Source organism: Clostridium sp. AF32-12BH, assembly GCF_003477935.1.
Classification (GTDB): Bacteria; Bacillota; Clostridia; order Lachnospirales; family Lachnospiraceae; genus Brotaphodocola.
Genome location: NZ_QUEH01000005.1, coordinates 202,860 through 224,995, shown reverse-complemented (window position 1 = coordinate 224,995; position 22,136 = coordinate 202,860). Strand labels below are relative to the sequence as shown.

Genomic DNA, 22,136 nt, shown 5'->3' with positions numbered 1-22,136 from the left:
TCCGAACCATTTTATAAATCAGGTACTACCAGTGCAACGGATTGCCCGGATGTTTTCTATTATAATAAGTAAAATATGCAATGATGTAAACAAGTCCAACAATACCGATACATCCGATCCCAAAATATCCTGCCTTATACGTTCCAAAAGCAGTCGCAAGTGCAGCAAGTCCGGTATTGGTTGCCATCAGGCTGATATCTCCGCCGATGGACTTTGTAGCAGTCGCAGATGCCTTATACTGCGCTTCGACCGCCCGGATCACGACTGCCTGAAGTACCGGAATACAGCCTCCGAAAGAAAAACCATAGATGACCGCTGCAAGGATCAGCGAAGAAACCGGACGCATGATAAGCCCCGTCAGACCAGTCATGCTCATGGCTCCTGCAACAGCCACTTTTTCATAGCCAAGTCCAACGCCATAGCTGACAAACAGTGTTGCAAGAAACTGGTACGTCAGGCACCCCAGCGTGTAACATACAACCAGTACCAGAAACGGAATGCTAAAAATCGATTTGTTTTCTGTTGCTGTTTCCATAAGATCCCCCTTTTTCTTAGAGAAAAAGGCTTTCAGTTAACAAACCGAAAGCCTTCTTTTCCTGTCTTATTTTGTTTTCTACATCATTTCGTTTTCTGCATCATTCCAATTTTTTCATCACAACAGGTTTCTGCTCTCACAGAATGCCATGATATGTCTTACGACTTCATCCCGGTGCTCCAAAAGAACATTGTGGGTACCATCTTCGAAAATTACCATCTCGCTGTTTTTCAATGCCTTACAGGAGCGCACCATATTGTCGATGGTGCTGATCGGATCCTGCATACCGCCAATGATAATGGTCGGAACCGTGATCTTTTTCAGTTCTTCGATGAGCGCTTCCTCCGTCGGACAGTCAGAAAACGGTTTCTTCGGATCCAGCTGTGCGGTCTCCGGGCTCATATTTACCCAGAACTCCATCATTTCCTCGATCGCTGCCTCAATTTTTTCCGGTGCAGCCAGACCGCGCTCTGCCAGTTCCCGAAGCGGTTTTGCCTGGCGGTTTACCTTTGCCGTTGCATACTCTTTCCAGTAAACCGGATCTTTGGATGCGTTAATGGTCATCATGCGGGCTTCTCCGGTCTCATGTCCGTCCTTGCTGTGCGGTCCCGGAACTCCGGCAAAGAAACCTCTCATACGCTCCGGGTGGCGTCTTGCAATGTGCCAGCCAATTCCGGATCCATGGGAAATACCGCCATAGAAGAATTTGTCAATGCCAAGGGCATCTGCAAAGTCACAGGCATCCTGAGCCCATACGTCATACCAGGAACCGCCGAAGTCTTTTGTTGCTTCTGACGCGGAAAGTCCATATCCGCGAATCTGGATCTGGAATACATGAAATCCGTACTTTTCAGCCAAATCAATGGTATAGGCAACCTTGCTGTTATGATACTGCTGACAGCTCAACAGATACCGATCTCCGCTTCCAAATTCATTATAGCCGAGCGTCACACCGCTCTTTAAGGTAATACTTTTCTGCATCATGTTTTCTCGTCTCCTTTATTCTGCCGCACTACACTTTTGCACGTTTCATTTTTGCCTTGATCTTATCTCCATACAGGTTATACAACAGACTGACGACAGCCAGAATAATAAACAGGCAGGAGATCGGTCTGGTGAAGAAATCCCAGAATCCGTTATATCCGTTTACCAGTCCCTGTCTTAACTTGGTTTCCATGGAAGTCGCCAGACAGTAAGTCAGCATGAATGGTGCATCCGGGATCTCAAAATAGCGCATTGCCATGCCAAGCAGGCAGAAGCACAGGCAGATCACCACGCCAGACAGGTTGCCCTGACTGATAAATGCGCCCAAAAATGCAACGACAATGATAGCCGGATATAAGAAATGGGACGGTACCTTTAACAGAAGCGGGAATAACGGCATACCAACTGTCTGTGCAACCAGTACCGCTACTGCTGCAAAAATACATGCGATGTAAAGCAGATATACTACATCCGGATGATCACGCATCAGGGTCGGACCACAGGAAATTCCGTGAATGGATAATGCCGTGATCATGTAGATCAGCGGCGGAGATCCCGGAATACCCATGGAGATCATCGGAATTAACGCACCGCCGATAACCGCATTGTTTGTCGTTTCACAGGCAATGATTCCAGCCGGCTCTCCGGTTACACCATCGTTAAAGGTTTCCGGATGCGGGGAACGGTTTTTCTCGTTTGCATAACAGATCATGGATGCAACACCACCGCCCAGTGCCGGAAGGAATCCGGTAAAAATACCAACCAGGAAAGAACGGAGAATATTTCCCTTGTTTTCACCCAGATCTTTTTTGGGGAATTTGTACTTTGAAACTTTTCCCGCAATGGAGGCATCGATTTGTTTATCGAATGCATATGCCTCGATGATCATGCGACCTGCAATAATTCCAAGCATTGCCACGATCATGCCGACACCACCCATCAGATAGGTACTTCCGAACGTGAATCGCTTTGCTCCGTCAATCGGAGAAGAACCCACACAGGAAATGATCAGCGCCAGTGCAACCGATACAAAACCTTTCATCAGGTTGTCCTTGGAAAGTGCTACAACCATGGTAACTGCCAAAAGAAGCAGGCTGAAGTACTCCCATGGCCCCATCTTGCAGGCAACCATGGATAATGGAAGACATGCAAACATGGCAATGATCAGACCCGGAAGTGTTCCGATAAAGTTACAGGTTACCGCGATACTTAATGCCCGCACGGCCTGTCCTTTTTTTGCCATCGGGTAACCTTCCCAGGCTGTCGGGATGGAAGCACCGGTTCCCGGAATACCAAGAAGGATTGCACCGATACATCCGCCGGATGTGGATCCGATATAAAGGCTCGCCAAAAGTGCCAGCGCCAGTCCAGGATCCATCTTATAAGTCAGAGGCAGAATGATGACCGACGCAGTACCGCCGGAAAGTCCGGGAATTGCACCAAGGATCATGCCCAGTACACCGCCGCCGATGATATACAGCATACCGGTCGGTGTGAAAATACTGCCAAATGCAGCTAATAATGGTGTCCAGTCCATTTCAAATCCCCCTTCCTAAATACCTAAGATTCCCATGGGTACCCGGATCTGGAACAGATATACATAACATCCGTAAAATACCGCACCAAATATTACCCCATAAAGCAGCGCCTTCCACCAGGCAATCTTACCTTTACAGAACAGCATGGTCATCGCAAAGATCGCGATCGGTGCCGCAAACTTCAGTCCCAGGAAATATAATCCGGCCAGATAGATCACATAACATCCAAACATCATCATAGCCCGTTTAAACTGTCCCAGTGTCATATACTTCTTATCTTCTGCTTCCAGCTTATGAACCAGAAAATACACTCCGCAGATTGCAAAGATTCCCGCGGCAATCAATGGGAAGGTTCTGGGACCTATGATTGCAAATTCTTCTCTTCGGATTTTAATCTGGCTTGTCTCATAGACAATAAATGCCGCGAGAAGAAGGCATATGATTCCCAATTGCCGGTCTTTCCTTAATTTCATTCCGCCACTGCCCTCCAATTTCAAAAGTTTTTCCGATTACTTCGTTAAAACAGCACCAATCTTGTCATACTCATCATCGATAATCTTCCAGCACTCATCAATGCTTAACGGCTCCAGAGTCTGATCCTGGCTTGCCATATGCTCTTTTAAGATCTTGCCCTCTTCGCTCGGGTTGTCGCTTAATACATCCTCGATGGCTGCGTTCCACTTCTGGTTGATTGCCTGAGCCAGATTTTCATCAATATCATTTTTGCAAACCAAGAACATAACCGACGGTACCACACAGTCAGACATATCCAGATCTTTGTAAGTCGGAACATCCTTTAATTCGTCTCTGGTAGACGGCTCATTGCTTAATGCAGCAAGTGGGGTTAGATAATCTGCATATTCAATGGTATTATTCTGGTTCCAGCAAACAACATCTACAATACCGCCCATCAGGTTCGGCTTGGAATCATTTCCTTCTGAAATCGTCATCTTAACATCCAACCCGAAATGATCTACAAATAACTGGCTATAAACCTCTCCTAAGGTATCCGGTGCATAAGCAAAACGTACTTCCCCCGGATGCGCCTTGCAATACTCTACCAGGCTATCTACACTGTCAACATCCGGTAAAGTCGATTTGGAAACGCTTAAGAAGTTTGGTGCTCCGTTGGAAGGAACCATACCAAGTACCTGGAAATCGTTTTTCAGAGAATGGTCAAAACTTCCAAGCACATCACCAATGACCATCTCACTGCCGGACACGTAGAACGTATAGCCATCTCCGCCTGCCTCATAAGTCTTATCTATACAAACTGCACCACCAGAAGTTGGATCAGAAAGGAGCAGATTGGTTCCTCCATCTTTAAATACAACATCAATCAAATACTGCTGTGCCAGAGTTGTAGGTGCACCTGCATTATTTCTGGTATAGAACGTAATCTCCTTATCCGTAAATGGCCATGCCGGAAGCTCTGCTGCTGCCTCTGTACTCTCTGCTTTTTCTTCTTTTTCTCCTTTTCCGCTATCTGCAGCTGCTGCCTGCGTTTCCTTTGGTGCATCTGCCGGAGCGGCTGTCTTGCCTCCGCATGCACTCATCATCACCATTGCCATTGCAACTGCGAGTCCTGCTGTCAAACGTTTTTTCATAGTACCTTCTCTCCTTTTACTTTAAATATTTTCGTTCCTCAAAAAGAGGATAAAACTGCTCCAATGCCTTTAACCTTACCCCCTCCGAAACGTAAGGTTCTTTTTCCACCACCATGGTGCGACGTTTTTCCCGGTCATAAGTCGGCCACTGCGGCATGTCCGTGTAGCCCGGGCGTCCGTATCGCACAAAATTCAGCCAGGTCTGGCGGATACGGCGTGCCGTGTCTTCGTCTGCCAGTTCCTGATCTCCCCTGCCAAAAATCATCTCATACTCATTTCCATGGTGTGCACGAATCTGATTTTCTTTCCGCAGCAGCGTGTGGAACATGTATACATTCGAATGATACGACATTGCCTCAGCCACCAGGTTTGCCGGAACCCTCAGCCACAGGTCATTCTTAATATCCATATAAATTTCTTCCAACGGCTTTTCCGGTTCCTGTCCATGCAGGAAGCGGATTGTTTCTTCCATATCCGGCACTTTTTTTCCGCACTGGTTCTGCAGGAATTTTCGTTTTTCCTCCATGTTTTTATCCCGGAACTGCTGGTCATATTCGCCGCAGCAGGTACCGATCATGGCAGTGATTCCTGCCGCATTTCCCTGGACCAGTTTCTCAAAACTGTGCTTTGGAATCACGATATCATCTTCCACAACCGAAAATGCTTTCCGGTCTTCATCGAAAAAGTCAGATTGCTGAAGTTTGATCTGGGCATCCAGAATCTGTTCTGCCGGGATTTTTAAAAGTTCCTCTAAGGAAGGATTCCCTAAAATATCCAAAAATACCCTGGCCGCACCGAGGCTGTTTTCCCAGGAAGTAATACCAATATCCACTGCAAACGAGCTGTGCATGATTGCTTTCTTAAAATAACGCTCCGGCTCTTTCATAAGAAGCTGGGCGGAAATATTGCTCGATCCTGCCGAATGTCCAAATACCGTAACATTGTCCGGGTTTCCTCCAAACGCTGAAATGTTTTCCCGTACCCACTTTAATGCAGCCTGCAGATCCAGGCGCGCCAGATTGTTGCTGTAACGGTATTCCCCGGTCTTGTCAATTTCCGAAAGATTCAGACTTCCAAATACACCAAGCCGGTAATTGATGGTTACCAGGATCAGATCCGGATTTTCCCCGATCATCCGGTCTCCATGGAACATCTCGCGGCTCGCTCCGCCTTTGATGTAAGCGCCCCCGTAAACCCAGACCAGAACCGGCTTGTTCGTGCGAACCAGATCCGATGTGTAAACATTTAAATACAAACAATCTTCGCTCTGTTCCAATCCGGCATAACGTTCATCGTAAATCTGCACCGGAATCGGTCGAAAAGTGCCTGCATCAAAATGCTGCTTACTGTTTTCACATTCGATGGGTTCCCGCCAGCGCAGTTTTCCAACCGGCGGTTTTGCAAACGGGATTCCCTTAAAAGCAAGAACACCATTCGGTTCACTGGCACCCGTAAAGATTCCTTTTTTGGTTGTAACCTCAGGTCTCACGTATTCCCCCTCTTTCTCTATTCATTTTTCACAAATCGACTTTTTATTTCCGTATCGTTCTATGCACAATATACAACGTGCCTTTTATTTTGTCAATATACGCGTATCGATATTTTATGTGCTATATATTTATTAAAATGCATTAGTGTATTAATATTAATACGTTTGTTTTTTGAAATGGACGTATTTTTGCCTGTAACACAAAAATACGTCCAAACATTCGGAATTTTCAAGATTTAATTTTTTACGATTATTTTTTTCATATAAACACTTTCTCCTGCTTCATTTCTACTGAACTTTGAAAAGAATTCATCGTAAAAGAACCAGGAGTCCTGTGGAATGCTGGTGTGCGGTTTATATTGGACTGTTGTAAATCGTACAAACGGAACTCCGACCGGGTCGAGATATACTTTATTCCAGTATAATCCATCGGTATAATCGCAGCTGTCATCCCAGGCAGAAGTTTCATTGCGCTCTGTCCAGTATTCGATATTTAATCTCGCTTTTTCGTTGGTAGCAAAATCTCCTCCGCCGCGGTCATTTTCCCCAAGAATGATCCAGATTGGCATCTTATAACCTTCAACTACGCCTGGAGAATCATAATATCCGAAGAAACCTCCCTTCAGCACACCACCGGTCGCTGCACCTGCCGCAAATATTTCCGGCATGGTCAGTAGTACTCTCTGGCACATGCATGCCCCCATAGAATGTCCTGTCGCATAAATTCGGGAAGCATCTATTGCATAGCGCCCTTCAATATTTTCAATTACAGTACGGACAAAAGTCACATCATCCTCAATATCCTGTGCTCCGCAGGCATTCCATGCCGGATGGGGCACTGCATTTTTTTCCGCCCGACGACGCAACGCACCTGTTGGAAATACGACTGCAAAATTTCTGCATTCCGCCACTTTGATCCATTCTGTGCGATACATAGCTGTAAAACCATTGTTATCACCCCCATGAAAACAAACTACAAGCGGAATTTTTTGATCTGGATTTCTTTTTGCTGCTGTCGGAATATACTCATACCATTCTCTGCAATAACCTCCAAGATCAATGGTTTGCCGTTGTGCATGCCAGTCTTCTGCTGTGCGGTACGGACGAAGGTCACCATTGTAGATAGCTACAGTCCGGATTGTTCTGGAAAGAAATGACTCCCAGATTCGGGACGTACACTCCGGTGTTTCAAAACTTCTTCCAACATCTACCGTCACATACAAATCTGCTCCGGTCTGCTCATTGATCAATGAATTCAGCGTATTCGCTGCCGGATGATAATGAATCGTAGTTTCATCGATGTATTCTTCCGTTCCAATCTGGTTTGCCTCTTTCCAGTAATGAACTACCTGTTCCTGCGTTTTTGTCATCTCATCAGTCCATAACCAGAGTGGCATCGGAACCTGATTTTTTTTCACGAAGGATACATCAGATTCCTGACTTCCTATTTCCACCAGATATTCCTGATCTAATCCGAAATTTTGGAAACAGACAGCACCAGCCCAGAGCTGCGGTCTGTTAACAATTTCTTTTTGCACGACCAGGCTTCCAGTTCCGTATCCAACCAGATAACAGACTGCCTTATTGATCGTATAATATTTCTGATCTCTTCTCTCCTCAAAGAATTTATGGTAATACGCTTCCCCCTGGTTTCCTTTCGCAAGCAAAAGAATCACCGAATCTTTCTCTGCAATATCCAGCCATCCAGTCTTCTTCAAACATTCATCCACCGAACTTTCCCGATCCATCACAATCAGTACAGCACGATCAGAATGATATGCTTTCTGCGGAATGTAAACATAATATTGTTCCGTATTCTCTCCATTCGGAATACTGCGCTGATACAAACCCTGGAAAAGGATTCTGTATGGATCCTGTTTATCAATCAGCTCATAGGCTCCGGACAGATCATCCGGAAATTTTTTTATCTCCATTGTTGTCAAGCCTCCTCATTTCGTTCATATCATTGATTCCAGGAACTTCTTATTTATACCAATCCAAGATGAATGCAAAGTGGGAACCAGATCAAAAAGGATACTAAAAATACCATGGAAGGAATCAAAGCACCAAGAAAGTATTCTTTCATCTTAAAATTTCCGACCGTAAACGCATACAGCTGTGTAGAAGATGCCATTGGTGTTAAAGTAGATAAAGAAGAGCCATAGTGTGCTGCTAAAAGGGTAAGTCTCGGATCAACTCCCAAAGCCATGCCAATTGCAACAGACAATGGGCGGAATACAGCACCAACTGTACGGTTACTGCAAAACTGCGTAATCACAAAGGTTACTACAAAAATTAATGCAGTTACAAGAATTGGATTACTTACACTGCCAAGTACAGAAGAAGACCAGTCTGCAATCAGATCATTAATTCCTGCATTTGTCATGGCCTGACCAAGACATACCGTACCTCCATAAACAAACAGAGTATCCCAATGAACTGCCTTTAACGCTTCTTTATAAGTAATCACCTTAGTAAGAAGTCCTACCAGAATGCAGCAGCCTGCAATCATATAGACATCAATATCAAAGACTGCAGATCCTACAATAATGAATACCGCACCACCGAAGAACAAAAACATTCCAAGTTTATCCTGAAATGGAGTCAGCTGACGTTTTTTCTTTTCATCCTTGCTTCCTTTACTTTCCAACGCAGATTCATTGATTTCTGTGTTTCCCTCTTTGCAGTACAGCTTATATCCTACAAAATAAATAAACGCAAAATAAATCAAAAATGTAGGTACTTTTGCAATAAACGGATCCATCATGCGGAAGCGCTGCGTTGCACCTGCAGCCTCCAAAAATCCGTTAAACGTGAGGTATGCTGTCAGAGCACCACCTACCGGTAATACGTTATTACTGGTATTTGCTACATCCGTACAAGCTTTAATCGTATTTTTAACCGGAAGATTTACATCTTTTGCCACCGCAATTACAATTGGAAGCATAATAGCCATTGCACTGGACGGGTTTGTAAATGTAGACAAGACCATGCTCATCAGCATGGAGGCCAGAAGGACATGTTTTTTACCATTTTTACTGGAAGCAATTTTGGTAGAAACAAATACCCGTAATCGTTCCAGAAAAGAAGTCTGTCCTAAGATTCCTCCAAGAATAAACAATGTGAACAGCGAAACCGTTGTGGAACTGGAGAATCCTTCAAACGCTTCCTTAAAGGAAAGCACACCCGTCATTTGCAGAAACATCGGAACAAACAATGCACTTGCCGCAATCGGTATGACATTCGAAAAGAATGCGATGATCATAACAACCGTTATGATTAAAACAATAAGTGCCTGTGACATAGAAAAGCCCCCTCTTCTTGTGTATTTTTATACTATAACTATACTTTTCCTTGCACTTTTTGTCTATTTTCCATATAATAAGGGTGTCATAAGCAAACGTTAAGGGTATTTCGATGATTGGAGATGTTACGAATGAAAATCAGTGATATGGATGCCATACTCAAAGTCATCCAGCTAAATGGACTTGCACCAGCGGCCGATGCGCTATTTCTTACACAGCCTGCACTCAGCCAGATCATCCGGCGGGTAGAATCCGAACTTCATACTACACTTTTTATCCGCCGTCCTGGAAAATCCTTTGAACTTACAGAAAGCGGAATGCAGTTTGCTGAAACAGCCCAGCAAATATGCGATACCTATCAGGAATATTTGAAGACTCTTGAGCCAAATACGTCACCTCTTCGTATTGGAATTTCTTCGCATTACGGGAATCAGGTCGTGCGTGCATTTTCTGACTCTGATCCTGATTTTTCAGAAGCCTCCTATGATTTTGTTGAAATCAATTCCAATAAAGAACGGGAACTCGCCGTACAAAACCATACTCTGGATCTTGCCACACTCCGGCTGCCGACACTCACAAGCGGACTAACCTGCAAAATTGTGTATCGTGAAAAGCTCGGCATCTGGCTGCGGAAAGGTTCACCCGCAGAAGCACTGGCTCAAACAGTTCCCGGAGAAAAATACCGTGTACTTCCAATTTCCGCATTGAATCAGGAACCTATGGCGCTGCCATCAGCCAGCAGCCGCATGCATGCTTGTATTGAACGGATTTTAAAACGTTATCAGATTACCCCATCCTCTACCTGTTCTTTTTCCAACATGTCCTATATCATGCTGATGGCTGAACAGGGGAAGTACAATACCATCAGTCGGGCTCCAAAACCAAATCAGAATGATGAACGTTTTTTTCTCATGACACCATGTGAAGAAACCTATGATCTTGCGATCGTTTATCATCCAAAATCCAAGAGGCTTCGTGATATCGAAAAGGTGTATCATATGCTTCTTTCATATTACAGTTCCATGACTTGACTTTCCAACATTTGTGTCCTAATATGAATACACTTATACATTTCAAAGGAGTTAATCCCATGCAAAAAAAAGAATCCAATTCCTCCCAGCAGTCCATCGAACGTGCTTTGAAACTGCTGAACATTATGGCAGATAACCGGACTGCGCTCACCGTCACCGAGATCAGCCGCCTGCTCAATATATCCAGAAGTACCGCCTATGCCATGTTAAACGTCATGACGGAAATGAACTATCTCTCCCGCGATCCGGAAACCGGAAAATATTTTCTGGGTTATCAGGTATTCATTCTCGGTTCGCGTGCCAGAATCCGCTACAGCCACCTGCTCGCCTGCGATACCTTACTGGTCAACATTCTTCCGCAGATCAGCGTTCCATTTAATACCATCAACATCATGGTGTTGGAACAGGACTATAAAGTACTGCGTTTCATTACCAAATGGCCATCCCTGCTTGCCAGCTCTAGCAACCAGTTTTCCCAGCAGCGTGTCCATCCCTGCTATTGCACTGCTTCCGGCCGGATTCTTATCTCTGAATTTCCGGAAGAAGAGCAGAGAAAGATTCTGGAGTCCCAGAATCTTTATGCGTACACTTCCTCTACCGTTACCGATATAGATCAGTTAACGGACATCTTAAAAAAGATTCCCAAACAAGGTTACACCGTAGAGGTAGAAGAATACGCAAACTTCGAAATCAATGCCGCTGCCCCGATCCGCGATTACTCTGGTAAAATTGTTGCTGCTGTCAATATCTGCGCATCCAAGCTTGTTTACCAGAACCGTACCCAGGAATATACCCAGCTTTTACTTGCGCTCAGCCAGGAGATGTCTTCCCTGCTGGGATATCAGGGGCATATGGCTTAAAACCGCGGCATATTCTATTATCTAATAAACATCTGCTGTCTCGCAGATACAAAAATGGAGCTGGTAAGCTGCCTTTCGGCAGCTTACCAGCTCCTGTTAGATTAACACGATTATGATTTTGTTTCGATCAGGTTATCGGTGCCGGGTTGAAGATGCACATGTCGTTGTGGAATCCGTACTGATCGCTGTACGGCTGCTTGATTCCGCTTGCCACATCCAGGATCATGTCAAAGATCTGCTGTCCGACATCTGCGATGGTCTTTTCACCGGTAGCTACGTCACCTGCAGAGATATCGATTAAGTCGAACCAGTGGTTCTTCAACTCGTTACGGCTGCAGACTTTGATAACCGGGCTGATATCCAGACCATACGGGGTTCCGCGTCCGGTCATGAATACCTGAAGGCCGATACCACTTGCAACCTGGCTCGGTCCGCAGACAATGTCGCTGGCCGGGGTTGCTGCATAGATCAGACCGTGCTTGGTCGGCTTCTGAGCCGGGGAAAGTACTTCCACGATCTGGCTGGTACCGCTCTTTGCGATACTTCCCATTGCTTTCTCTACGATGTTTGCAAGTCCGCCTGCCTTATTACCAGGAGTCGGGTTTGCATCACGGCCTACGCCGCCTTCTGCAAGGTACTTGTCGTACCATTTCATCTCTTCTGCCAGACGGTCACGGGTGTGGGCATCCGGGCAGCGTGCTGCCAGCATATGTACGCCGTCACGAACCTCGGTAACCTCACTGAACATAACAGTAGCACCGCCGCGAACCAGCATATCTGCTGCGTAGCCTGCACTTGGGTTCGCAGAGATACCGGAGAATGCGTCGCTTCCGCCGCACTGCATACCGATCAGCAGGTCGCTGAGCGGCAGTTCTTCACGGGTTCTCTTATTCAGCTTCTGCAGTTTCTTCTCTGCCATTTCCAGGATTGCGTTCATCATAGCGTCATGACCTGCATAGTCCTGAAGAGTCAGAACGTTCTCCGGGGTGATGTCCTCCGGCGGAAGTACGCGGTCATAGGTCAGCTTCTCACAGCCAAGGCCTACTACCATGATCTCACCGCCAAAGTTCGGATGACGGATGACATTGGTGATCGCACGGATCGGGATATAAGCTAACGGTGCATTGATTGCAACACCACAGCCATACGGATGGGTCACTGCTACAACACCATCTACATTCGGATACTTCGGGAGCAGTTCTTTTTTGATACGCTCTACTGCTACCTTTACTACGCCAGCCGCACACTGAACAGTAGTTACGATACCCAGAAGGTTTCTCGTACCTGCCGGACCCTCGGCGTTACGGTAACCCATCCAGGTGGTTCTGGTCGGCATCGGAAGTTCCTCCATCGGAACCAGATTGGTGCCGTACTCCATATCGTCTACAGACGGGCTCTGCGGGAGATCCAGCATATGCTCATTGATCCAGTCGCCTTTCTTGATATCGTTGATTGCATAGCCGAGAACCACACCATAACGGATGATCTCGCCGCCTGCCGGGATATCGCACAGGGCAATCTTATGAGCCTGCGGAATGTCCTGATTGGTCACAAGACCTTCCATAACTTCTGTTCCAGCCTTCAGATCCTGAACGGCTACAACGACGTTATCCTGGTCTTTGATCTTGACATACAAACGTGCCATACATTTCCTCCTTCTTCGTTTCACGCTGCCACGCAGTGCACAATTCGTATTTTCTGTCATGATTTTCATTCATGATTCCGATTTTTCCATCACGCATCCATGCTTTGCAGCGCTTTAACTCCTTGTTGATAATCCCATTATAGTGCAGGAAATGTTATAAGTAAAATTAATTCTTTTTTTCAAAAACTTAGTTTTTGTAAGTTTTTGTTTTTCCTTATTCGTACAGGTTCAGCACGATTTTTGTAGACTCGTCTTTCGCTGTTCCGGTCCGTTTATCGACCTCAAATGTCTTCAATGTGCTTCCAATTTCGTCTGGGCGGTCTTCCTCCTGCAGCACGACGGTATATCGGTACTGGCTGGAACTGTCGACTCTGTAATGCAAAACGACGTCCTCCGAAATTTTCCGGTTAAACCATCCCTGCCTGTTCACTGCATTCTCGACCAGATAACAGACTGAAGTCTGATCCAGCGCCGGATGACTGTTCCAGACACCGGTCTCCGGCTCCAGATAATACCAGACGCCGTCAATCTTCTGCCAGCCTGTCGCATGACTTCCCTCGTCCTCTGCGTAGGTCCAGTCCCCGTTTTCAGCCTGCTGCCACTCTGCCGCATAAGCTTTCATCTCGGTTTCCGTACCCACTGCAAAAACAACTGCACTTCCGATTGCCAGTAAACATGCTCCTGCAAAAATTCCTCTCATGGTCTTTTTCAATTCTTTCTGTTTCAATTTCATAATGATCGCCCTCTTCTTTCTCTCTGTCGTGGCCGCAATGATTTCTGGTTTCAATTCTCTTCTCAATTTTCTTCTCAATTCTGTTTCAGGTGCTGATTTCCATTTCACTTTTTATGATTTCCCAGGCATCTGACTGGATCTTTCTTCTTTCACTGTACCTGATTCTAACAGACAAATATGACCTTTCTGTGAAAGATCGCTGCATTTTTTATTTTCCGGAAAGAAAAAGAGCCTTCCCCATAAAGAGGAAAGCCCTTTCGCGTATCTATCTTCGGAAAGCGATCTTTTTCAGAAAGCAGTCGTTTCTGGATCGCCATCTTTTCGGAAACCTGGAGGATCTGCTTACTTGCAAAGTTTCTTGAATTCATCTGCCACAAACTGTACCTGGGTTCCAATGATGACCTGAACAGAGGTCTTGCTCGGACGTATCACACCTGCCACACCGGCAGATTTGATGACTTTTTCATTTACCTTTGTGTAGTCTTTGACTTCCAGGCGGAGTCTGGTAATGCAGTTGTCGATGGATGCCACATTCTCCGGACCGCCAACACCTTCCAGAACAATCTTTGCGACTTCCGTGTAGTTGTTGTTGGACAGGGTTACTTTCGCTTCCTCTGTTTCATCATCCTCACGTCCCGGAGTCTTTAAATCAAATCTAGTAATTACAAAGCGGAACACAACATAATAGAGAACACCAACCGCCAGACCAACCGGGATCAGCATCCACGGATTCTCTGCCAGCGGAGTGAAGGAGCTGAGCACCATATCAACTGCACCGCCTGAGAATGAGAAGCCTGCACGGATCGGAAGTGCAACGGTAATGCCGGCAGTGATACCTGCTAACAGCGCATGTACGACGTAAAGGCCAGGAGCCAGAAACATGAAAGAAAACTCGATCGGCTCGGTAACGCCGGTAAAGAACGAACAGAATGCTGCAGATGCAAGCAGTCCGTAAACCATTTTCTTTTTGCCCGGCTTTGCAGTCTGGTACATCGCGATACATGCTGCCGGAAGACCAAACATCATGAACGGGAAGAATCCGGTCATGTACATACCCGTCTGTCCGTAAACACCGGTGTTGCCCCAGAAATTACTTAAATCATTGATTCCGGCTACGTCAAACCAGAATACGGAATTCAATGCATGATGCAGACCGAACGGAATGAGCAGGCGGTTGAGGAATGCATAAATGCCCGCGCCCAGAGCGCCCATGCCAATAAAGGCCTCACCCATGGTAACCAGTGCACCGTAAACCAGCGGCCATACAAAGAACAGAACCAGCGCTGCAACGATGGAATACAGCGCGGTGAAGATTGCAACGGCACGCTTGCCGCTGAAGAATGCCAGTGCATCCGGAAGCTTCACGTTTTTGTATTTGTTATAGCAGGTTGCACCGATCAGACCGGATACGATACCAACAAACTGGTTCACGATCTTGCCAAACGCCGGCGCTGCCTCATGCCCGGTAATACCAGCCACGGAACCGCTGCTTAAGAGCGTGGTGATCATGTACATGGAAACAAGACCTGCCAGACCGGCTGTACCGTCCGCATCATCTGCCATCCCAACTGCCACACCGATGGCAAACAGCCAGGACATGTTGTCGATCAGGGCACCGCCTGCCTTAATGAGGAACAGACCGATGGAATAGCCAAGGCCACCCGCAGTAAACCCCTGAACTTCACCTGCCATTGCCGCAGGTGCCAGAATGTATCCGATTCCCATCAGGATACCACATACCGGAAGACATGCTACCGGAAGCATCAAAGCTTTGCCCAGTCTCTGGAAAAACTTCATCATAATGTAAAACCCCTTTCTTTTTCGCCTTTCGGCTTTTTTCTTTTTGTATTTGAACCACTCCCCAATGGCTGCAAATCATCTTTTGCTTGCGAAAGCAGGCGGCAATCTGCACAGCTGTATCACGTGCGCAGAATCTGAGCAATCGTATCAACCGCCGTTTTCGCTTCTTTTCCCTCCGCATGAATTTCAATCACACTGCCGGACGGCGCTTCTAATGCCATAAGCTCCAGGATACGGTCTGCACGCGCCGTTTTCTCCCCATAAATAAGCGACAAGTCCGCGTCAAGCCTGGTCGCCGCCGCCATAATGCGTGCACAGTTCCGTACATGAAGTCCCTCCGGATCTTCCACCTGTACCGTTGTGTATTTCATACTAAAACAGTCTTCCTTTCGTTACCCGCATTTGTGCATGGAACATCTGATTCTTGCTTTTTATAAAGAAATAACCGGATCTCCTGCTTTTACCACCATTCCGGTGCTGCATACCATATCCGGGAAATCCGGCGTATTGCAGACGATCACAGGCGTCACCACATCATACCCGGCTGTACGGATCTGTTCCAGGTCTGCCGTGATCAGAAGATCGCCCACCTGTACCCGGTCTCCCTGCTTTACGTGCGTCTGGAAATACTGACCCTTTAACTGAACCGTATCCAGACCAATATGAACGATCAGTTCTGCACCGTTATCTGCTTTGATGCTGACTGCATGCCCTGTTTCAAACAGCACCGTTACCTCACCGGATACCGGTGCACGGAATGCTCCTTCTGACGGAATCAGTGCAACGCCTTTTCCCAGGATTCCCTGTGCAAAAGCAGGGTCCGCTACTTCGCTTAACGGAATCACCTTTCCCGCTGCCGGAGATAACACCTCTGCCTGTTCTTTCTTTCCTCCAAACATCTTTTTTAATGCCTGAAACATAACAAGTCCCCCTTCTTTTTGAAACATGATCCCAGTTTTTTCTGATGAGATCACATGATTCTGTATTTCAGATTTTATCTTCGCTGCCGCTAAACCGTATCCTTCTAATATGAACAGACAAATACGAGATTTCTTCCGCTGACACCCGATGCCCATAGGTCTGCAGGATAAATTCCTGGATTTTTCTGCCGCAGGCATATTCTTCCGGATACATCTGCCGGATCATGGCATGGAATTCTTCCAGCCCGGTCCCTTCCTCCAGCGACTCTCCACTGTAGATCCGGTGCGCCAGGAAACGCAGATGGGTCACCATGCGACCATAGCTTGCTGAGTTCGGGTCCATTTCTATCTGAAAATATTCCTCTACCATCTGCAGTACATCGTGAATAATTTTCGTCATATCGATGGTGTCCCGCATCCGGGTGTTATACTCCGCATTTACAATATGAAGCGCAATGGACGCCGCCTCATCAACCGGAAATGAAATTCCCAGTCTGCGCTCGATCAGGTCAATGGCGAACATGCCAATGACATATTCCTCCCGGTAAAATGTCCGGATCTCGCCCAGCAGCGGATTGGCAAACATCATCTTTTTTTGATAGCGCTCAATGGCAAAATTGATATGATCCGTCAATGTCAGGTAAATATTATGATTTAATTTTTTGTCCATAACGCCTTTCGCGTACTGGATCACTTCGGCAGAAATCTGCAGACGCTCCGGCGGCAGCTTCTGTACCAGATTTTTGAACTGATCCATGACGTCTGGATTCTCCAGCCGGAACACTTTCTCAATCTGATCTTTTGGAATTTCCATACCGGCACGGATCTGAAATCCGATTCCGCGTCCCATCACAACAACTTCTCTGCCATTTTCCAAAGCACTGATCACATTGTTGTTGATCACTTTCTCTACTGTCATACCCATAACCCCACATAGACCAGTACACGCTCTGCCGTTCACACATGCGCGTCCAGCAACACTCCCTCTCACATTGTCCTGATCCATTTAAAATAAAAAACCAATTCTGAACAAATATCTGCATCACAAACTATCAAATACTGTTCAAAATTGGTTTTGCCTGCTTCCCAGTAACAATCCAAAATTGTTATATTTATGTTGTCTTAACTCTACCACATTATCTACAACACGTCAACCTGTTTTCGTTTTTTCTTTGTCAATTTTATACAATCGGCAAAATTTCTGCCTTGGAACAATAACTGCACTCAACCCACACCGAAATCCGTGATCTCATACAGCACTTCTACCGCCGGATCATCCAGGAGCCACCGGTATTCCTTCATAAACCATCGCACCAGTTCTTCATCCCGTCGGATCGGAGTAGTATTGTTATTGTAGACATTCACGGTGCCCAGCTTGAAATACCGTTTTAAGTACTCGATATCCCGGGCGATCATCTCTTTCGTCTGCCCTTTGATTCCTACCATCAGACAGGGCGAATCGAAGTATCGCGCCACTTCCTCCGGACCGGAAAAATCGGCATGCTTGTTCAGTACTTTTTCCCGGAAATCGTGATCAAACGTCTCCACGCCGATCTTAAAGACGATCGGCACTGGCATCCGCTTTCGCATCTCATCCAGCTTATGCCGGTAAATCCAGTGCGCTTCAAAAAACAGCTTCTGGATGTTCTTTTCTTTTATTACCTGTGCAATCCGGTCTAACGTCTGCTCCGGCAATTCAAAACAGCTCGCCGAATCAATGACCTCCAGCACACCGAATTCCCCGGTTATCAGATCCAGTACGCGGTGATTCAGCTCCACCATAGACGCTTCATCCCGGCTGTTGTCTGCGATATAATCGCAAAATGCACACTTTCCCCAGGCGCAGGGAAATCCCTGTAAAAGACAGATTTCTCTCTGGTTCTTATTGGTTATCTTACTGTATCGTTCGGTTGGAATTCCCATAACTTCCCTCTTTCACTCTTTCCTTTTTATTCCGTTTCCAAAGTGTACGCAGATCCTGCGGAAGCACCTGCAGAACTGCCACAGCCAACGCAAGCGCGATCACCCGGTCCAGATAATCCGTTAAAATCTGCACTGCAAAAATGCTTCCGGTCATGCCAAGCGGAGTTTTGGCAAGCAATTGCACCAGAATGGAAGACCCGGAAGAAGTCACACCGCCAAACAATACGGCATTGATCACAGAACTTACCAGCGTTCCTGGAACTGTGATCAGAAAAGCTCCGGTCAGAATCTGGCGTTTGCGTACATTCCGCTCACTGAGCAGACTCTTCATAACCATTCCGGCGATGCCCGCCATCAGTCCGGTGATCATACCGACCGGTGCGAAATACAAAGAATAAATATCGGTTGTCATACCAAGAATGATGCCGCTTAAGAGATTCGGCAGCATGCCGCAGAGCGGTCCCATCCAGAGACCGGTTAAAATGGTTCCGATACTGTCTAAATAAATCGGCAGGCGAAGGATCAGCGCAAGCTGGCCTCCTGCCACATTGATGCACACCGCCATAGCCAGCATGCAAAGCTGTAAGGTTGTCATGTTTCTAGTTCGGTTCATGTGTGTAATCCTCTCTTTTTCTCAGAATTTTGTCTTGCCCTTCGTTATTCGATCTATTCAATCACAATGCGCTCATACCGTATTCCGCATCTGCTCATTCACGCCCACAAGCATCTCCAGCAGATCCAGCTTCTCCACCGGTATCTTCAAAATTTTTGAAAAAAACAGCTGAAAGAATTTCAGCACATCCACCTCGGTCAACACCCGTGCATTTGCCGGTTTCCGGTAAAAATGCATGGAATCCACAACCGTCTGGCCAATCGAAATCCCGCCTGTCTCCACCGCCGTGTAGGCATCAAACCCACTGCAGATGGAACGGTCCGCAAAATACGCCACCGCCAGCGGATCATTGATCACACAGCCGATCAAATGCTCCCACTCCCAGTGGAAATCAAAATAAAATTTCGTGATCGCCTGCACAAAATTTCCCTTTTCCGCATCCAGACGCTTCATATATTCCAACAGGTTCGGCGTCAGCACAATCTTTCTTGTGACATCCAGCCCCACCATGAAAATCTTCTTTCCAAGTTCCGCCATTGTCTCATAGACCAGTGCTGCTGCATCCGGGTCAGCCCAGTAATTGTACTCTGCCACAGGGGAACAGTTTCCGTGGCTGCGAAAACTTCCGCCCATGGAAACGATCTCATCAATCATTCCAAACGCTTCCCGGTCTGTTTCGATCATCCGCGCCAGGTTCGTCATCGGTCCAAGCGCAATCACAGAACAACCGCTGCCCTCTGCCGCACAGGCACGTATCTTTTCACATAAGAAATCTACCGCCGTCTGGCTCTGTTCATACCCTTCTACTTCTGGAAGGAAACTCTCACCGAGACCATCCTCTCCATGGGTATCCAGGGCATTCACATACTCCCGTTTGAGCGGCACCGCCGCTCCGCGAAACACCGGAATATCCAGCCGGTCCATCTGTTTCAATACTTTTTTCGCATTGCCTGCTCCCATCTCCACCGGGGAATTGCCGCAGACAATGGTGATCCCTTCGACCTGCAATTCCTCCATGGACAATGCCAGCATGATAGCCAGGCTGTCATCAATCCCGGGATCACAGTCAATGATCACACGTCTCTTTTCTTTCTCCATTTTTTGCCCTCTTTCTTTGCAAAGACAGGGCAACAAAAAAGGCACTGTCTTTGCGTATTTTCTGAGGACCTCAGATAAACACACAAAAACAGCACCTTGTTCTTTGCAGATTGAAACGATTGCTATCATGATCCGCGATTCGTTATAATTATCCACAAAATCGTTACGGATTGCGAACGTTTTCCACAACTGTGCTTTGGTTATCCCACACGGTTCACGCATACGTGACCCCGCAACGGGATTGTTCTTTTGTCTGCCTAGTTTTTTATCCTGGGAGGTTCCCGAACCAGTCGGCAGAAAATATCTGCCATTTTGCTGCAGAAATAACTTTTAACTTTCTCCACAGCCGAGATAGTATAGCACAGAAAGGGCCAGGGCGTCAAATAATCTTTTCATTTTTCCCTCGCCATGGTAAAATATAACGAGTGCAAGAGAGCCAGGAACGTGCTTGCACGGTCATGGCGAACGACGAGGCAATCAAGTGACGCAAGCCACAAGATCATTCGGGAAAGGATGGAATCATTCGATGTTCAGAAGAAAAAATACAGGCGGCTACGTCTTAAAACTCAGCCTGCAGGGGCCGAAGATGCGTTTCAAATCCGAAAAAGAAGCCAATGAATATTTGGCGAAACTGAAGGAGAAGAATGCAAAGTACCGCAATACTGAAAATAACTAATCGAAAAACTGCCACTTTCCACTACAGGAAATGGCAGTTTTTTCTTTATTATCAGATTGTCATAAGATCATCGCAAGCGCAAAGTTAAACACTGCTCCAAACAGTACGCTAATCGGCACTGCAACCATCAGCAGACGGTTGAACAACATATTCCGGTCTTCTTCTTTCGGAGTGGAACCCAGAATCAGGGAACCGCCGGAAGAAAACGGGCTGATGGAACTGGACTGTGCTCCGATCACAGTGCAGGCAAACAAGGCCGGGGCGCTTAATCCTGCAGATGCCGCAAGGTTTGGAATCAGCGGGAACAAGGCCGGTGCTACGACACCAGTTGTGGAACTAAAGAAACTCATGATCGCGCCAACGATACTAAATGCGATCGGTACCAGCGGCTTCGGCACGTTCGAACCGATCCAGGTCGATAACGCATCGATCGTTCCAGCCTCCACGGCTACTGCGATCAGCATACCGGCTCCGGCGATCATCACGATGGTATTCCACGGGATTCTTGCCATGGCTTCTTTCTGCGGTGCCAGGTTTAACAAGAGTGCAATTACTGCAAAAATAATGGCTACCAGACCGACATCGACTTTGCTGCTGACATAGCTGATCATTGCATTCTGCGGCATCAGGACCTGCAGAAGCGGGAAAATCAGGACAACTACCATCATGATCATCATCAGGGAGAGGGTAATTTTCTGTTCTTTTGTGAATGCCTCCGGCTTCTGGAAAGTAACGCCTTTTCCGATATTGCGGTTTTCCTTGAATCCGAAACGGAATATGGTTACCAGAATCAAAGAAAACAAAACCGAAAACAGGAAAATCTTCATTTCCATGCCGAAGGTCTCGACTGCTGGCACATCCAAAGATGCCTCAAATGCTGTATCTGCCAGACCGCGGAAGATCACGCCCAGGTTGGATGTCGGAAAGTTTCCGCCAGCCAATGCGCCACAGTTAATAGCAACTGCACCGGTCAATTTGTCCATTCTGGACTCATCACAGATCACCAGGGTAATCGGGGCAAGGAATGCCAGAACGGTGAAATAGGTAGCTCCCATGACGGATAAGATCACCGCTACGGCAAGCAGCGCATAAGGAAGAAGCCCCGGAAATTTGCGGCAGGCATATAAGAGCGCACCTGACATTTTCTCCAGTGTTCCATTGATCGCCGCAAAATTGTAAAACAGCGAAACCGATAAAATGACAAACATGGTGCTGGTCGGCCAGTAGCCAATGACCCGTTTCGGCTTTAAGCCAATCACAAAACATCCAATGATATAGGCAAATACGATACAGAAAAGTCCCGTGTTAATCTTCGTTTTGTACCCCAGAAAGATAGCCAGGGCAATCGCTAACATGATTGCTGCACTTAACATTCTCTT

General features: G+C 46.6%; 21 protein-coding genes. 3 read left to right on the top strand and 18 right to left on the bottom strand.

The features are described from left to right. Positions 1 to 25: 25 nt before the first annotated feature. The 8 genes from DWZ40_RS06970 to DWZ40_RS06935 all read right to left on the bottom strand — a co-directional run bounded on the left by DWZ40_RS06970 (position 26) and on the right by DWZ40_RS06935 (position 9,457). Complete coding sequence (locus tag DWZ40_RS06970; RefSeq protein WP_118542078.1) at positions 26 to 535, bottom strand: hypothetical protein; 510 nt, start codon at positions 533 to 535, stop codon at positions 26 to 28. Positions 536 to 652: 117 nt separating this feature from the next. Next, complete coding sequence (locus DWZ40_RS06965) at positions 653 to 1,519, bottom strand: alpha/beta hydrolase (protein ID WP_118542076.1); 867 nt, start codon at positions 1,517 to 1,519, stop codon at positions 653 to 655. A 28-nt stretch (positions 1,520 to 1,547) separates the two neighbouring features. After that, positions 1,548 to 3,056 carry a tripartite tricarboxylate transporter permease gene (locus DWZ40_RS06960; protein ID WP_118542074.1) on the bottom strand — a complete coding sequence of 503 codons (1,509 nt, stop codon included), beginning with the start codon at positions 3,054 to 3,056 and terminating at the stop codon, positions 1,548 to 1,550. 15 nt (positions 3,057 to 3,071) lie between these two features. Then, positions 3,072 to 3,530: a tripartite tricarboxylate transporter TctB family protein gene (locus tag DWZ40_RS06955; protein ID WP_118542072.1), complete on the bottom strand. Its 459-nt coding sequence runs from the start codon at positions 3,528 to 3,530 to the stop codon at positions 3,072 to 3,074. Positions 3,531 to 3,566: 36 nt separating this feature from the next. Beyond that, complete coding sequence (locus DWZ40_RS06950) at positions 3,567 to 4,664, bottom strand: tripartite tricarboxylate transporter substrate-binding protein (RefSeq protein ID WP_118542070.1); 1,098 nt, start codon at positions 4,662 to 4,664, stop codon at positions 3,567 to 3,569. A 16-nt stretch (positions 4,665 to 4,680) separates the two neighbouring features. Beyond that, positions 4,681 to 6,153, bottom strand: a complete 1,473-nt coding sequence (locus tag DWZ40_RS06945) for a carboxylesterase family protein (protein WP_182431650.1) — start codon at positions 6,151 to 6,153, stop codon at positions 4,681 to 4,683. A 236-nt stretch (positions 6,154 to 6,389) separates the two neighbouring features. Further along, positions 6,390 to 8,087 (bottom strand): PHB depolymerase family esterase, encoded by a 1,698-nt coding sequence (locus DWZ40_RS06940; RefSeq protein WP_118542066.1) that lies wholly within the window; start codon positions 8,085 to 8,087, stop codon positions 6,390 to 6,392. A gap of 53 nt (positions 8,088 to 8,140) precedes the next feature. Continuing rightward, entirely contained in the window at positions 8,141 to 9,457 is a 1,317-nt protein-coding gene (locus tag DWZ40_RS06935) for an SLC13 family permease (RefSeq protein WP_118542064.1), read from the bottom strand. 132 nt (positions 9,458 to 9,589) lie between these two features. On the opposite strand from DWZ40_RS06935, the gene DWZ40_RS06930 reads away from it, so the two are divergent. Both DWZ40_RS06930 and DWZ40_RS06925 read left to right on the top strand, forming a co-directional pair. Then, on the top strand, positions 9,590 to 10,489 hold the full coding sequence (locus DWZ40_RS06930; RefSeq protein WP_182431649.1) for a LysR family transcriptional regulator: 900 nt from the start codon (positions 9,590 to 9,592) through the stop codon (positions 10,487 to 10,489). Between the two features lie 59 nt (positions 10,490 to 10,548). After that, positions 10,549 to 11,349 carry an IclR family transcriptional regulator gene (locus DWZ40_RS06925; protein WP_182430463.1) on the top strand — a complete coding sequence of 267 codons (801 nt, stop codon included), beginning with the start codon at positions 10,549 to 10,551 and terminating at the stop codon, positions 11,347 to 11,349. Positions 11,350 to 11,476: 127 nt separating this feature from the next. Here DWZ40_RS06925 and garD read toward each other — a convergent pair whose 3' ends face one another. The 9 genes from garD to DWZ40_RS06875 all read right to left on the bottom strand — a co-directional run bounded on the left by garD (position 11,477) and on the right by DWZ40_RS06875 (position 20,081). Beyond that, positions 11,477 to 12,994 (bottom strand): galactarate dehydratase, encoded by a 1,518-nt coding sequence (gene garD / locus DWZ40_RS06920; protein ID WP_118542058.1) that lies wholly within the window; start codon positions 12,992 to 12,994, stop codon positions 11,477 to 11,479. 214 nt (positions 12,995 to 13,208) lie between these two features. After that, a complete protein-coding gene (locus tag DWZ40_RS06915) occupies positions 13,209 to 13,727 on the bottom strand; it encodes a hypothetical protein (RefSeq protein ID WP_118542056.1) in 519 nt (172 codons plus the stop codon). Between the two features lie 342 nt (positions 13,728 to 14,069). Further along, positions 14,070 to 15,527: an N-acetylglucosamine-specific PTS transporter subunit IIBC gene (nagE, locus tag DWZ40_RS06905; RefSeq protein WP_118542052.1), complete on the bottom strand. Its 1,458-nt coding sequence runs from the start codon at positions 15,525 to 15,527 to the stop codon at positions 14,070 to 14,072. Positions 15,528 to 15,646: 119 nt separating this feature from the next. Next, positions 15,647 to 15,898 (bottom strand): HPr family phosphocarrier protein, encoded by a 252-nt coding sequence (locus DWZ40_RS06900; protein ID WP_118542050.1) that lies wholly within the window; start codon positions 15,896 to 15,898, stop codon positions 15,647 to 15,649. 60 nt (positions 15,899 to 15,958) lie between these two features. Next, on the bottom strand, positions 15,959 to 16,447 hold the full coding sequence (locus DWZ40_RS06895; protein WP_118542048.1) for a PTS glucose transporter subunit IIA: 489 nt from the start codon (positions 16,445 to 16,447) through the stop codon (positions 15,959 to 15,961). A gap of 67 nt (positions 16,448 to 16,514) precedes the next feature. Then, positions 16,515 to 17,366, bottom strand: a complete 852-nt coding sequence (locus tag DWZ40_RS06890) for a PRD domain-containing protein (RefSeq protein ID WP_118542046.1) — start codon at positions 17,364 to 17,366, stop codon at positions 16,515 to 16,517. 305 nt (positions 17,367 to 17,671) lie between these two features. Further along, a complete protein-coding gene (locus DWZ40_RS06885; protein WP_118542044.1) occupies positions 17,672 to 18,370 on the bottom strand; it encodes a radical SAM protein in 699 nt (232 codons plus the stop codon). Continuing rightward, positions 18,342 to 18,983, bottom strand: a complete 642-nt coding sequence (locus DWZ40_RS06880; protein ID WP_243035244.1) for an ECF transporter S component — start codon at positions 18,981 to 18,983, stop codon at positions 18,342 to 18,344. The genes DWZ40_RS06885 and DWZ40_RS06880 overlap by 29 nt, the downstream gene beginning before the upstream one ends. Before the next feature lie 72 nt (positions 18,984 to 19,055). Beyond that, positions 19,056 to 20,081, bottom strand: a complete 1,026-nt coding sequence (locus DWZ40_RS06875; RefSeq protein ID WP_118542042.1) for a nucleoside hydrolase — start codon at positions 20,079 to 20,081, stop codon at positions 19,056 to 19,058. 526 nt (positions 20,082 to 20,607) lie between these two features. Here DWZ40_RS06875 and DWZ40_RS19425 point away from each other — a divergent pair. After that, positions 20,608 to 20,757, top strand: a complete 150-nt coding sequence (locus tag DWZ40_RS19425; RefSeq protein ID WP_182431648.1) for a hypothetical protein — start codon at positions 20,608 to 20,610, stop codon at positions 20,755 to 20,757. 59 nt (positions 20,758 to 20,816) lie between these two features. Here the strand turns inward: DWZ40_RS19425 and DWZ40_RS06870 are convergent, their stop codons facing one another. Next, positions 20,817 to 22,130 (bottom strand): SLC13 family permease, encoded by a 1,314-nt coding sequence (locus tag DWZ40_RS06870; RefSeq protein WP_118542040.1) that lies wholly within the window; start codon positions 22,128 to 22,130, stop codon positions 20,817 to 20,819. Positions 22,131 to 22,136 lie beyond the last annotated feature (6 nt).

Excerpts from the sequence above, each read along its gene's own strand:
- DWZ40_RS06970 (WP_118542078.1), bottom strand. The coding sequence starts at position 535 with ATGGAAACAGCAACAGAAAACAAATCGATTTTTAGCATTCCGTTTCTG.
- DWZ40_RS06965 (WP_118542076.1), bottom strand. The coding sequence starts at position 1,519 with ATGATGCAGAAAAGTATTACCTTAAAGAGCGGTGTGACGCTCGGCTAT.
- DWZ40_RS06960 (WP_118542074.1), bottom strand. The coding sequence starts at position 3,056 with ATGGACTGGACACCATTATTAGCTGCATTTGGCAGTATTTTCACACCG.
- DWZ40_RS06955 (WP_118542072.1), bottom strand. The coding sequence starts at position 3,530 with ATGAAATTAAGGAAAGACCGGCAATTGGGAATCATATGCCTTCTTCTC.
- DWZ40_RS06950 (WP_118542070.1), bottom strand. The coding sequence starts at position 4,664 with ATGAAAAAACGTTTGACAGCAGGACTCGCAGTTGCAATGGCAATGGTG.
- DWZ40_RS06940 (WP_118542066.1), bottom strand. The coding sequence starts at position 8,087 with ATGGAGATAAAAAAATTTCCGGATGATCTGTCCGGAGCCTATGAGCTG.
- DWZ40_RS06935 (WP_118542064.1), bottom strand. The coding sequence starts at position 9,457 with ATGTCACAGGCACTTATTGTTTTAATCATAACGGTTGTTATGATCATC.
- DWZ40_RS06930 (WP_182431649.1), top strand. The coding sequence starts at position 9,590 with ATGAAAATCAGTGATATGGATGCCATACTCAAAGTCATCCAGCTAAAT.
- DWZ40_RS06925 (WP_182430463.1), top strand. The coding sequence starts at position 10,549 with ATGCAAAAAAAAGAATCCAATTCCTCCCAGCAGTCCATCGAACGTGCT.
- garD (WP_118542058.1), bottom strand. The coding sequence starts at position 12,994 with ATGGCACGTTTGTATGTCAAGATCAAAGACCAGGATAACGTCGTTGTA.
- DWZ40_RS06915 (WP_118542056.1), bottom strand. The coding sequence starts at position 13,727 with ATGAAATTGAAACAGAAAGAATTGAAAAAGACCATGAGAGGAATTTTT.
- nagE (WP_118542052.1), bottom strand. The coding sequence starts at position 15,527 with ATGATGAAGTTTTTCCAGAGACTGGGCAAAGCTTTGATGCTTCCGGTA.
- DWZ40_RS06900 (WP_118542050.1), bottom strand. The coding sequence starts at position 15,898 with ATGAAATACACAACGGTACAGGTGGAAGATCCGGAGGGACTTCATGTA.
- DWZ40_RS06895 (WP_118542048.1), bottom strand. The coding sequence starts at position 16,447 with ATGTTTCAGGCATTAAAAAAGATGTTTGGAGGAAAGAAAGAACAGGCA.
- DWZ40_RS06890 (WP_118542046.1), bottom strand. The coding sequence starts at position 17,366 with ATGACAGTAGAGAAAGTGATCAACAACAATGTGATCAGTGCTTTGGAA.
- DWZ40_RS06885 (WP_118542044.1), bottom strand. The coding sequence starts at position 18,370 with ATGGGAATTCCAACCGAACGATACAGTAAGATAACCAATAAGAACCAG.
- DWZ40_RS06880 (WP_243035244.1), bottom strand. The coding sequence starts at position 18,983 with ATGAACCGAACTAGAAACATGACAACCTTACAGCTTTGCATGCTGGCT.
- DWZ40_RS06875 (WP_118542042.1), bottom strand. The coding sequence starts at position 20,081 with ATGGAGAAAGAAAAGAGACGTGTGATCATTGACTGTGATCCCGGGATT.
- DWZ40_RS19425 (WP_182431648.1), top strand. The coding sequence starts at position 20,608 with ATGTTCAGAAGAAAAAATACAGGCGGCTACGTCTTAAAACTCAGCCTG.
- DWZ40_RS06870 (WP_118542040.1), bottom strand. The coding sequence starts at position 22,130 with ATGTTAAGTGCAGCAATCATGTTAGCGATTGCCCTGGCTATCTTTCTG.